This is a genomic window from Lysinibacillus sp. FSL K6-0232, from assembly GCF_038008325.1.
Lineage (GTDB): Bacteria > Bacillota > Bacilli > Bacillales_A > Planococcaceae > Lysinibacillus.
This window is the reverse complement of sequence record NZ_JBBOYW010000001.1, coordinates 324815-337685: the sequence shown is the minus strand read 5'-3', so window position 1 is coordinate 337685 and position 12871 is coordinate 324815. Positions and strand designations below refer to the sequence as shown.

At 38.3% G+C, this 12871-nt stretch carries 7 protein-coding genes; 4 read left to right on the top strand and 3 right to left on the bottom strand.

What is annotated here, in order from left to right; translation table 11 throughout:
* Positions 1-66: 66 nt before the first annotated feature.
* From MHB42_RS01610 to MHB42_RS01600, 3 genes are all read right to left on the bottom strand, one after another.
* The gene (locus MHB42_RS01610; RefSeq protein ID WP_340804004.1) at positions 67-2700 is read right to left on the bottom strand and encodes an InlB B-repeat-containing protein; all 2634 of its coding nucleotides are present in this window, start codon (positions 2698-2700) and stop codon (positions 67-69) included.
* Between the two features lie 139 nt (positions 2701-2839).
* Positions 2840-5362 carry a LuxR C-terminal-related transcriptional regulator gene (locus tag MHB42_RS01605; RefSeq protein ID WP_340804003.1) on the bottom strand — a complete coding sequence of 841 codons (2523 nt, stop codon included), beginning with the start codon at positions 5360-5362 and terminating at the stop codon, positions 2840-2842.
* A 27-nt stretch (positions 5363-5389) separates the two neighbouring features.
* The gene (locus MHB42_RS01600) at positions 5390-7885 is read right to left on the bottom strand and encodes a LuxR C-terminal-related transcriptional regulator (RefSeq protein ID WP_340804002.1); all 2496 of its coding nucleotides are present in this window, start codon (positions 7883-7885) and stop codon (positions 5390-5392) included.
* Positions 7886-8077: 192 nt separating this feature from the next.
* On the opposite strand from MHB42_RS01600, the gene MHB42_RS01595 reads away from it, so the two are divergent.
* The 4 genes from MHB42_RS01595 (at position 8078) to MHB42_RS01580 (ending at position 12813) form a co-directional block, all read left to right on the top strand.
* Positions 8078-9343, top strand: a complete 1266-nt coding sequence (locus MHB42_RS01595; protein WP_340804001.1) for an Nramp family divalent metal transporter — start codon at positions 8078-8080, stop codon at positions 9341-9343.
* Positions 9344-9719: 376 nt separating this feature from the next.
* On the top strand, positions 9720-10847 hold the full coding sequence (locus MHB42_RS01590) for an IS4 family transposase (protein ID WP_340804000.1): 1128 nt from the start codon (positions 9720-9722) through the stop codon (positions 10845-10847).
* Positions 10848-11276: 429 nt separating this feature from the next.
* Positions 11277-12158 carry a carbon-nitrogen hydrolase family protein gene (locus MHB42_RS01585; protein ID WP_340803999.1) on the top strand — a complete coding sequence of 294 codons (882 nt, stop codon included), beginning with the start codon at positions 11277-11279 and terminating at the stop codon, positions 12156-12158.
* On the top strand, positions 12142-12813 hold the full coding sequence (locus tag MHB42_RS01580; RefSeq protein WP_340803998.1) for a GNAT family N-acetyltransferase: 672 nt from the start codon (positions 12142-12144) through the stop codon (positions 12811-12813). The genes MHB42_RS01585 and MHB42_RS01580 overlap by 17 nt, the downstream gene beginning before the upstream one ends.
* The last annotated feature ends 58 nt before the right edge of the window (positions 12814-12871 follow it).

The window sequence follows — 12871 nt, the reverse complement described above, 5'->3', positions numbered from 1 at the left end:
ATGAGAAATAAATTAAGCTTCTGTATCTAAAAATCTCATCCAAATAGCTCTGGATGAGATTTTTCGTTATAGCTTTAAGGCTCTATATAAAAATGTTGCAAATTCTGCACGTGTCACAGGGTCATTCGGTCTAAAATTACCTTGATCACCTATCGTGATACCATTGGCTGCGAGAATGGCAATATAATCATATGCCCAATGTGTTGGTGGCACATCGTTAAATGCCTCTTTTTCATCAGCTGTTAAATCAAAAGCCAGTACCAATACTTTTGCCATTTGAGCACGTGTCATATTAGCTGTTGGCTGGAAGCTGCCATCTATACCATCAAACAGCCCTGCCTGTTGCACCTGATTGATTACCTCAAAATAGCGATGACCTTCAGGAATATCATGAAATGCTAGTGCCTCTTTTTTTGGTTCTAGCTTCAATGCTCTTGTTAGCATAAGAGCGACATGCTGACGCTGAATCGGCGCATTTGGCTGGAATGTGCCATTTGGATAGCCTGTAATAATGCTCTTCTTTGCCATCTCCTGAATCATCGTCCATGCCCGATGTCCCTGAGAAATATCTGAGAAGCTAATAGCTACCTCTGGCTGGGGTGTGGGCTCTGGTAGTTGTGGCTCTGCTGGCTCTTCTGGTATAGGCTCTGGCTGTTCAGATGCTGGTGTGGGCTCTTTAGGAATTGGCTCTGTTGGTGTTGGAGTTGGAGTTGGATTACCGCTTCCCCCACCACCCGATGAACTATTCGCTAACCATTTAGCATATAACGTAAGATTGGCTGTTACTACATCTGTGTTAAAATTCCATGGTGTTGTGAATTGAGCATCCTTATACCAGCCTACAAATGCATGTCCTGCTTTTGTTGGAGCTGCTGGTTTACTTATTTGCTGGTTGTATATTGCTGTTATAGGAGGGATAGCTGTACCTCCATTTACTTGAAAGGTGATAGTATAGTCATTCGCTGTCCATTTTCCATACAAAGTGAGAGGCTCTGTCACTTTATCTATCTCGAAGTTCCATGGTATTGTCAGCTCTTTATCCTTATACCAGCCTGTAAATGTATAGCCTGCTTTAACTGAAGAGATAGGTTTTTCCAGCCTATCTCCATATTGCACATTATTAGTGAGTAATTCAAAGTTTGTTTGAAATTGCACAGTATAGATATTTTTCACCCATTGTCCGTATAGCATGATATCCTCTGTTACCTTATCCTCCGCAAAATTCCACAGTACCGTGAATTCTTTATCTTTATACCAACCTGTAAATGTATGCCCTATATTCCTCAAGGGTACAGGCTCTTCTAGCTTATCACCATATCGTACATAACTAACGATGGATTCAAAATCTGTGCGAAATTGCACAGTATAGGTATTTTTCAGCCATTTTGCATATAAGCTTATATCCTCCATTACCTTATCTACTGCAAAATCCCACGGTGAGCTAAATTCCTCATCCTTATACCAGCCTAAAAATGTATAGCCTGCTTTAGTTGGGTCTAGCGGCTTTGTTAGCAGCTCTCCATCTAATACTTCAACTGTTGTTATGTCTGGGTCTGTATGAAATACGACAGTATGTGGTTTTTTCGTCCATTTTCCATATAAAATTAGATGCTCTGTTACCACATCTGTATCAAAGTTCCATGGCACAGTTAGCTCTTCATCTTTATACCAGCCCACAAATAAAGAGCCTTTTTTTATTGGGGCTGCTGGTGCCGACGCTTTTTCTCCAGCAAGTATTTTCTGTTCATCAAGGGCTGTACCGCCATTTGTGTCAAACATCAGTGTATATGTTAGCGCATTTCCCTTTGCATAAATTCTTGTCGGTTGTGTAATATTGCCATCCCACGGCGTAGCCCATACTAAATCCTTATACCAACCATCAAATGTGCTACCTTGGTTTCCAAATGTATTAGGTTGCAACACTAATGGATGATAAAAGCGAACCCACTGTAACTGATTATAGGCAAATGTCCAATCCCCTATATGTGTAACTGCTTCAGGAATAGTTACATCTTTTAAAGAATTTCCATAAAAAGTATAGTTTCCTATACTGGTTAAATCATCTGGAAGAATAATCGTTGTTAATAGATTTTGATAAAAGGCATAGTTCCCTATACTTGTCACACTACTTGGAATGACTACACTTTCTAATTTATTTTTCGTAAATACACCGTTCTCTATTCTTGTTATGCCATCAGGGAGTGTCACTGATGTGAGCTGGTTATTTGCAAATGACTCTGATCCTATTTTTTTCACGCTATCAGGAATATCCACCATCGTTAACTGGTTGTTAAAAAACGCCAGATTCCCTATACTCTCTACGCTATTTGGAATGGTCACAGTCGTTAGCTGATTCATTAAAAATGCTCTATCTCCTATTTTGGTCACACTGTCAGGAATAGTTACGCTTGTCACATTTTTATTAAAAAATGAGGATTCCCCTATGATAGTAACAGGCTGTCCGTTAATAACAGCAGGAATATCAACATGCCCACCACCCCACAAATAGGCTGCAATGGTGATGCCTGTATCGTTTTGTATTGTATAAAACTCGGGTTTACTAAAGGGCATTATATCATTGCTTATACTGGTATCTTCACCATCATTTACTTCATGCTCGTTTGCATAAGAAATCGAAATTTGTTTCCATTGCAAAAAGAACAATATAAGCATCACTATAATCGTTGTAGTCTTCTTCATGCATCCCCTCTCCTTCATCTAAAAAATCAAATATTCTTTCCCTCTCATATTAAAAAAATAAAGCTAATGCCACCATTGAGGAATGTTAATTGTTTTCACGTCAAAAAAGTCCGCTACCTAGAAACGATAGCGGATGATTTTATGACATTGGTTTTAATAATATTGCCTGTGCGCGGTTTTTAACACCTAACTTACTATAAATCCCTGAAAGATAGACGCGTATTGTACCTTCTGATAAAAATAGCTGCTCGGCTATTTCCTTATTAGAAGCACCTTCCGATAATAATAAAAATATTTCCTGTTCACGAGTGGAAAGGGTTGCGAATGCTGGGATTTGCTTATGCTGTTGAGCGCACTCTAGCAAATGCTTAGCATAGCTTATGGAAACCTCCCCCCATGCCTTATAAGAGGGCTGCTGTCGAATAGCGGCATAGTTTTTTAATAAAGCATATGTTTGAGGCTCATCTATAAATGTTCTAATATATTGATACGGCTCAGCTAATTTTAAGGCTTGATGTAATGTCCATAAGGCTTCCTCTATTTTTCCTTGCTTTGCTAGACAAATCGCCAATAAAACCATAGCTTCAATACAAGTAGATAGCTGTCCTTGCTGCTCTGCCTGCAATTTCACTTGTATCATAAGCTGCTGTGCCTCTAAAGGCTGATCCTTCATCAGTAAAATTCGTGCTTTGACAAGTGCATAGAATGGCGAATCCATCACCTCATTTTCATTAACCTTGGCTAGCTCCTGCTCTGCTTGAACAATATGGTTTTCGCGTAAAAATACAAGTGCCTTCATCACTCTTATCACATCTATCCAATAACGCTCTCTGACAATTTCCATTGCATGGTCTAACACAGCTTGCGCTACGAGATATTGACCATCGAAAACAGCAATTTTACTTTTTAACATGTACATCGGCACTAATAATCCTGCATCTTGGAATTGATGGCCAGCACGTAAAGCCCCCTCTAGCTCTATTGATAGCTCTTCAAAGCGATGCCACTCATATAATTTTTCCGCACGCATGCCATAGCTATAGCCTGTCATACTTAAATCCTTAAACTCACCAGTTCGAAACTTCGCAAAAAAGGACATTGCTTGCTCATCTGAAAGCAGTTTCCCTTTAGAGCCTATATTTGTTCGAAACAGCATATGCTCCTTTTGATTATATTGTATAAAAATAGCGTCCCATTTTGAACCAACAGGCTTTCTCTCTAGCCTTTGCCGAATGTATTCTGCCCCTTGTGCAAGGTTTCCATTTTTCATAACAACAATATAGGCTTTCACCCCTAAAAAATCATCTACAGCAGAGGTATATTCAGCTTTTTCCATCCATTGATTTGATTTATTCTTTTGTTCCAGCTCCATTATTATTTGATAGGCCTCATCTAAATTGTGCAATACAGCAAGTGTATAGGCATACATCACCAGTAGCTCTGGATGGATTTCGCAGCCATTGGTCAATAAAGTATCTATCCAATTTATATAGGTTGTGGCATGACCACAGGAAAGAAATGTAACAATATGCTTATAAATCCATTGTTCTCCATAAGTGAAAATCTCACCGCTTAATGCAAGCTCTATAGCAGATAAAAAATGACCGTTATTATATAAGGAAACAGCAGCTTTTTCATATAGTGCGGAAATATCTTGATGAGAAAATTGTTTATGCAGCTCTTGTCGCAATGTTTGCCTAAATAAATTATGGTATTTATAAACCTGCTGCTGTGCTTCAATTCTACTAATAAATAATCCCTGTTTTTCAAGTTCTACTAAAACCTGTTGAGCATCACGACGATTCGTTAGAAGGTTACAAGTATCAGGAGTTAGTTGCTCCAGCAATGAGGTATAAAGAAGGAACATTCGGAGAGATGGATCAAGCTTGGCAAGAATCTCTTTTACTATATATTGTGCCATATATGAATTGCTTTCTTTTAATGGTTCATCACCATCATCGCTAAATTCGGCTAAATTTTCTAATTGTAAACCGATAGCCCAGCCCTCTGTTCTGTCAAAAACCCGTTGTAGCTCCTTCGTATCTATTTTTCTATTAAGCCTATTATAAAAATCCTTTATCTCCTCATACGTAAAAAGAAGTTGATCTACACCGATTTCTACTAAACAATGGTTTAATCGCCACCTTATAATAGGAAGTGAAACCGTTGATCTGCTTGCTAGGTAAATACAGCAATGCTCTGGTAAGAAATCAATAAGCCTAGTCATCATTTGATGAATTGCTACATTGTGAATATGATGATAATCATCAATCATTATATGAACCTTTTTGGTAACTCGTGATAATTCATGCAATAAAGCATCTACTAAATGTGCTAATGGTAGCTGTGGTTGAGCATGGAGTATGGCAGTAATACGAGCTGTTGATTCTATAGGTAAGGCATGACTAATCGCATGCATAAAAAATTTCCAATAGCGCATCGGGTCATTATCCGTTCGATCCACCGTATACCAAGCAACGGCTGTATTAAGCTGATGAAACCAGCTACTTATTAAGGTCGTTTTACCATACCCTGCTGGCGCCTGCACTACTATAAGCTTTACCTGTGCTTGTTGAAAAATAGCCATTAAACGTTCTCTCTGAATAACTTGCTTACTTATTTTAGGTATAGTCGTTTTTGAGGCTAATAAAATAGTAGGCATCTTTTCACCCCCTTCTGCTTTATAAGTTTAATAGCCCAGCCATTCTTTCGCCCACACAATTGCCTTCATACGAGATTTCACGCCTATTTTAGCGTATATCTCTGTTAAATAAACACGAATGGTTCCCTCTGTAAGCTGTAAGCGCTGAGCAATCTCATTATTAGAAGCACCCTCAGCAAGCAATTGTAAAACATCTCGTTCCCTCGGTGTAAAGCTATCGTACCATTCATCTGTGTAATTATTTTGCTGCAATAGTTTGTAAACATATGCTAAAGGTACTGATTGAAAGGCATCCTGTTTATTATGCTGACGTATACGCCAATATTTATGAAGCAACGAAAGTATGGCTTCCTCATCTAAAAAGGTTCGACAATAGCCATATAAAGCTCCTTGTTCAAGGGCATCATGTAAGATTGCTAAAGCAGCTTCCTCTTTTCCTAGTTCAAAGTGGCATGCAGCCTCTACTAAACTCGCTTCAATCAATGTACCCACTTGCTTTTCCTGAATCGCCCCCTCTTTCATACGAATAGCGATTTGCAGCGCTTCCTCTATTTGATTTTTAGCATAATATATTTTGCTTTGAACAAATAAATAAAATGGATTTCTTCGTGCTATTTTATAATTAATAAAATCAGTCACTCTAAAAAACTCTCGCTGCGCATATGAAATATTCCCTTCCTGTAAATAAGCCTGCGCCTTCATTATATATAACACACCAATCCAGTATGGCTTATCTGTTTTCTTCATAGCCTCATGCAATAATATATATGCCTCTTCAAATTGTTTGTTCGTCATATAAATACGAGCCTTCAATAAATACATTGGTATAAACAATCCTGGGTCCTGAAAATGTAAACCGTATTGTAAGGCGGTTTCTAGCTCTTTACTTGCCCTCTCTCTATCATTTATTTCATACAATATTTCTGCCAACAGCCCATAGGTCACGCCTGTTATATTTCGTTCCTTTATTTCACTGTCACATAATACTTGAATAAGAGCATCTATTTTTTCTACTGGTAAAAATCTTCCTTTCATGCCTGCCATTGTACGTAAAATTTTAGGCTCAAATTGATTATATTTTAAGGAAATACGATATAAAGATGATTTTTCCTTTCTTACATTGACACGTGTTTGTAAGCCTACTTTGGCTTTTTCGAGATTCCCATCCTTCATATAAGCAACATATGCATTAATAATTTCAAAGATTTTTGATACAGCGATAAATTTAAAGCTATCCATCCATTGCAAGGCATCTTGCTTAAAAAGTAGCTCCTTAATAATTTCATTCGCCCTGTCTATTTCATGCATCGAAAACAATGTAGTAATATATAAAACAAGTAAATTAATATCTACAGAAAACTGTGCATGTCTTAATACTTGCACCCATTGCCTAAATAATAATGTATGCCCCTCAGCAAATATTTCCACCAAATAGCACTGAATCCACTCGTGCGCTAGCTCATATAGCTCCCCATTTAAGGCAAGCTCAATTGCAGCTACATAATCTCCCCTTTGACATAGATTTGTAGCCGCTTCCCAATAAATAGCAGTAACGGTTTCAAATGAATAACGTTTTCTAAGCTCATTCTGCAGGGCCTTTCTAAATAATGTATGGTAATGATAAACAGATGGATGGCCTGCAATTTGTTCAATAAATACACCATTTTTCTCTAATTCTATAAGTTTTGCTAAGCTGTTTGCTTCGTTTGTTATCACAGTGCAAACACATGGCTCTAAATCATTTAATATTGAGGTACGAATTAAAAAATCCTGTAGTGCTACTGGTAACTCTGTCACAATTTCCTGCATAAAAAATTCATCAATATACGTCCCATCATCGTTTGACAATCTAATAAGCTGGATACCTGCTATCCACCCCTCCGTTTGCTTTAACAAGGGCTTCAATGCATTAACCTGCTGCTCATCATTAGAAGAAGAATCATAGTAGAAGGCTTGTAACTCCTCTAAGTCAAAGCGTAATTGACGGATCCCCACCTCTAACACCCATCCCTTTACACGCCAATTTGCTAGCGGTAGCTCTAGGTGACTTCGAGTTGTTAGGTAGATATGTATATTAGCTGGTAAATACTCAATGAAGCGAATAAGAAGTTGATAAATTTGGGGATGCTGAATTGCTTGGAAATTATCTAAAACAATATGCAAATTTTCTTTATATAGCTCTAACGTATTTAATAATTTATCTATAACTGTTTCTAGCGTAATTCTTTCATCTAAATAATTTAGCTCTTGTTTTAGGCTTAATGATAAAGTATGTATTAAATATTTGACAAAACGAATGGGCTCATCATCATTTCGATCAATTGTAAACCATGCCACAGGTTCCTTTCTATATCCAAACCACTGACTAAGAAGCGTTGTCTTACCATAGCCTGCTGGTGCTTGTATAATAATTAACTTCTTCAGCCGGTTGTTAGTAAGAATGGCTAATAATTTCTTTCTCCTGATAGCATTTGGGACGGTGCGAGGCATTGTTATTTTTGATTTTACCCAGACCATATCCATTCTTTTCACCCCTTCTTCTTAATTCATTAGTTCGATATACTTTTGAATTTTCCTGCCATGTTATTTAAAGGGTATCATGCTGACAAGCAAATTACTTCACAATTTTAACTGCTAGCGTTAGAATACTACTACATTATTTTCCTGTAGGAAACTTTATTTCTTTTGGGATATTTTTTGAAACGAGGGAACATTATGGTATACAAACAAGCAACAAAATCGTCTGCTGAGGCGGTTTTAGATGGAGATATACAAGGCTGGCGACGCTTTTTACCGTTTCTTGGCCCAGCTTTTATAGCAGCCGTTGCTTATATTGACCCTGGCAATTTTGCTACAAACATTACAGCAGGCTCTCAATATGGCTATTTATTGCTTTGGGTCATTGTCTTTTCAAATTTAATGGCTGTGCTCATTCAATCCTTATCAGCAAAGCTTGGTATAGCGACAGGTAAAAATCTACCTGAAGTAGCGCGTGAACATTTTTCTAAAAAAACATCTATTTTCTTATGGATACAGGCTGAATTAGTCATTATCGCTACTGACCTTGCTGAGTTTATTGGGGCAGCATTAGGGCTTTATTTATTATTCAATATTCCTATGCTACCTGCAGCCATTATTACAGCCGTGGGATCATTTGCGATATTAGAATTACAACGAAGAGGCTTTCGAGCATTTGAGGCGGGCATTTCCGGTATGGTGTTAATTGTCGTGCTAGCATTTGCCTTCCAAACTTTTTTAGCACAGCCAAATTGGAGCGATGTAAGCATTAGTATGTTGACACCACGATTTGAGGGAGTAGATTCTTTATTACTAGCAACAGGTATTTTAGGTGCAACAGTAATGCCACATGCGATTTACTTACATTCTTCATTAACTCAAAATCGTATTGTAGGTCGTAATGAAGTTGAAAAAAGACGTATTTTCCGTTTCGAGTTTATCGATATTCTTATCGCTATGCTGATTGCTGGCGCTATTAATATGAGTATGCTTATTATCGCGGCAGCAGTATTCCATACACAAGGCGTTGTAGTGGAGGATTTAGATATTGCTTATAATGGCTTAAAGGATGCGCTTGGTCCAATGGCAGCCATTTCCTTTGGTCTTGGTTTACTGATTGCAGGGCTGGCTAGCTCCTCTGTCGGCACATTAGCAGGTGATGTCGTCATGCAGGGCTTTATTCAAAAAAGAATCCCACTTTATTTACGTCGAGCTATTACCATGCTACCTCCACTAGCCATTATTGCTTCTGGGGTTAATGCAACCTATGCCTTAGTTCTAAGTCAGGTCATATTATCCTTTGGGATTGCCTTCGCCCTTGTCCCACTTGTTATGTTTACAAGTAAACGAAGCATTATGGGCAGCCTTGTTAACCATCGTCTAATAACGGTTTTAGGGTGGCTTGTAGCTGCTATTGTTGTAGTATTAAATGTTTATTTATTATGGGAAACAATCTTTGGTTAAAAAACCGGACACAACAATCTTTGTGTCTGGTTTTGACATTTGTGTTTCAATGCCTTAAACATCCATCTTGTCAATTTTTCGAAATGATATATATGCCACACCTGCTAAAATAATGGGGATAAAAAGTAGCAGTCAAGGAAAGGTTCTCTCTATTAGATGATACAATGGATACCGTACAAATAGATGACAACGGAACATCTTCTCTTATTAGTAAAATACGCTTTTCCAGCTTCATATACCCTCTTCTAACATCTCTAGTATGTTTTATTTACACGTCTGTTGATTAACTAAATTTTCCTATAAAAAACTAATAAAAAAGAGAGATTCCATGTAAAATGTAAGTTACCACACCAACATTTACGAGGAGGAATCTCTCATGGCTAAGAATACCACGATTTTCACATTACTTCAAAACTTTATTTCACAGGAAGAACTGGACGGGATTCTAGCTGAGTTTCAGTTTGAAGATACGGCTCGTAAATGTAATGTAGCGACACTTTTAGACTACTTGGTTGGTGCTGCTACATTTGAATGGAAAAGTATGCGCCACGCTGCGGATGTTGCACCCGCACACGGCTTAAAATCAGTGGACTATTCGACACTTTCAAAACGTTTAGGTGAACTGAATTACCTCATCGTGAAGCGTATTTTCGAATTAATTGTCGGCCGATTAAACCGAGCTGCAAGGCGTTCTCTCAAGTTAAAAAAAGAACTTCTGGCAATTGATTCGACAACGATTACGGTCGGAAAAACTCGTTTACCATGGGCGCTTTATCACGGGAATCGTTCAGGGATCAAACTGCACGTCAGCTTTACAAATGAAACAGGTATGCCTCTTCAAATCGTTGAAACAACTGGGCTGAAGCATGATGGTCCAATCGGTGTTCAATTAGAAGATAAGCGTTTTATTTTAGTGGCGGATCGTGCTTATTTTTCAATTGATAAAGTCGATCGATATGCAAAAACGCAGCAGGATTTTGTCATTCGTTTAAAAGAGAATATTCAGTTAAACCGTAAAAAATCGTTACAACGAGCAGCTGTGGAAGGTTCAAATATCGTCGCAGACTTTACTTGTACGCTAGGTACGGCACAAAAACAAACCGAAAAACGCCATCGTATTGTCGAGTTTACCGATTATGAAGGTGCGATTGTACGTGTCGTCACGAATCTTCGCGATGTATCCGCAGAAGAAATCGCAGGCATGTATAAGGAACGTTGGGCAATCGAATCCTTCTTTCGCTGGATTAAACAAAATTTAAATGTGCCAGTATTATTTGGCACGACTAAAAATGCGGTATTTAGTCAGCTTTTCGCCGCGTTAATTGCCTATGTTTTATTAAAGTTTTTACACAGCCGCATTCAGTTGAAATCAGACGTAGACTCCTTGTCATTCGCAGGTTTTACACGCCTGTTTCTTTGGCATGCGCTTCCGGTGAAATGGCGAACGTACGTCGAAGAAATCTTATCATCAGCTCGGATGATTTATCAAAAAAGTGTTACGTGATTTTGGCTAATCAACACGCGTGTTTTATTTATTTTGTACGCTAAGTAGCATCACATTAAATTAATTCAATACTACACATAAAGCTGAATTTTTCGTTATATATTTTATGCATAAAACAAGAATTGAAATATGGGACAGATTTCAAGGGAGTCATGGACTCAACAGAGGAAATTACTCTATTTTAGAAACCTATTTTCCTTATTATAGGAATGATACTACATCTTTTCTAAAGTCATTAATGTAATAAAATAAAGGGCTGGGTTCCATGCTGATTCCTCGGCATGCTCTTGAAAAACAGTTGACATTGCTCATAACGCAAAGCAACAATGCCATTATCCTTTCTCTATAAAGACGTAAGGAATTGATGACAAATAAAGAAACACAAGCTATGATTATTGTAAATCTTATATCATTAAGGGGGGACTGGCATTGAAACTTCGCGTATCTGCTATTCAGTATCATCTACATGATATTCGTTCCTTTGACGAATTCGCACAGCAATGTGAGCATTATGTAAAAACAGCTCAAGAATATGAGGCGGATTTTGTGTTGTTTCCAGAGCTTTTCACAACACAACTACTGTCCATCGGTAATGACAAGAGAGAGCCTCTTGAAATCACAGCTTTACCTGCTTTTACAGCTCAATACAAGACCTTATTTACTACGCTTGCAAAGACAACCAATACACATATTGTAGGGGGCACACATATTATTGAGCGTGAGGGCCGTTTGTACAATGTTGCCCATCTGTTTTATCCTGATGGAAAAATTGAAGAACAAGCAAAATTACATATTACCCCCTTTGAAATAGAGGGATGGAATATGGCAGCGGGTGAACAATTGCATGTTTTTGATACAGAAAAGGGAAAGATCGCTATTTTAACTTGCTATGATATTGAATTTCCAGAAATCGTGAGAATGGCAAAAGCAAAAGGCGCAGATGTGATTTTCTGTCCTTCCTGTACAGATGACCGACACGGTTTCCATCGTGTACGTTATACTAGCCATGCACGCGCTATAGAAAATCAAGTATATGTTGTATTAACCGGTACAGTAGGTTCCATTTCTGTTGATTTGATGCGTGCCAATTTTGGCCAAGCAGCAATTATTTCTCCAAACGATATCCCCTTTCCACCAAAAGGGCTTCTCGCAGAAGGTGAACTCAATCATGACATGCTGGTGACAGCTGACCTTGACCTCAATTTATTGTATGAAGTGCGAGAAAAGGGCTCTGTCACAACATGGCGAGATCGACGAACAGATTTGTATATTGATTGGGAAAAGGATGGAAGTCATGACCTATCGAAGTGAGGTATATGTCTTTGATGGTGATAAGCCCATTCCTGCTATTATTCGTAATTACACAAAGTCAGATTTTGCCGCTATGATACGCTTGCAAGCTGCCTGCTTCCCTCCACCTTTCCCTGCTGAATTATGGTGGAACGAACAGCAGCTTGAAAATCATGTCACACTGTTTCCAGAGGGAGCAATTTGCGTGGAAATCGCAGGAGAAATTGTTGGCTCCATGACAACATTATGTGTTCAATTTGACCCTAAACATCCACAGCATAGCTGGGCAGAGATGACAGATAACGGCTATATTCGCAGCCATGATCCAACAGGCAATACATTGTATGTAGTGGATATTTGCATAAGCCCTGAGTATCGAAGGCTTAATTTAGGCAAACAAATGATGCAAGCAATGTATCAAATTGTTGTTGAACAAAAACTTGATCGACTCGTTGGCGGTGGGCGTATGCCTGGATACCATCAATACGCAGAGCATCTGACGGCAGCTCAATATGTTCAGTCAGTCGTCAATGGTGATTTAACGGATCCTGTCTTAACATTTTTATTGCGCTGTGGACGCATGCCGCTCGCACTTGTCGAAAATTACCTAGACGACGAGGCATCCTTAAATTATGCTTTATTAATGGAATGGCAAAATCCTTTTATCTTGACTTAGCAAATTCTTTTTGTATCGAAAGCAAAGCGTCAGCAGCAGATGCTTTATGTACCGAAAG

What these genes read in the sequence shown, in the direction of transcription:
- MHB42_RS01610 (WP_340804004.1), bottom strand. Translation starts at nt 2,700, where the DNA reads ATGAAGAAGACTACAACGATTATAGTGATGCTTATATTGTTCTTTTTG.
- MHB42_RS01605 (WP_340804003.1), bottom strand. Translation starts at nt 5,362, where the DNA reads ATGCCTACTATTTTATTAGCCTCAAAAACGACTATACCTAAAATAAGT.
- MHB42_RS01600 (WP_340804002.1), bottom strand. Translation starts at nt 7,885, where the DNA reads ATGGATATGGTCTGGGTAAAATCAAAAATAACAATGCCTCGCACCGTC.
- MHB42_RS01595 (WP_340804001.1), top strand. Translation starts at nt 8,078, where the DNA reads ATGGTATACAAACAAGCAACAAAATCGTCTGCTGAGGCGGTTTTAGAT.
- MHB42_RS01590 (WP_340804000.1), top strand. Translation starts at nt 9,720, where the DNA reads ATGGCTAAGAATACCACGATTTTCACATTACTTCAAAACTTTATTTCA.
- MHB42_RS01580 (WP_340803998.1), top strand. Translation starts at nt 12,142, where the DNA reads ATGACCTATCGAAGTGAGGTATATGTCTTTGATGGTGATAAGCCCATT.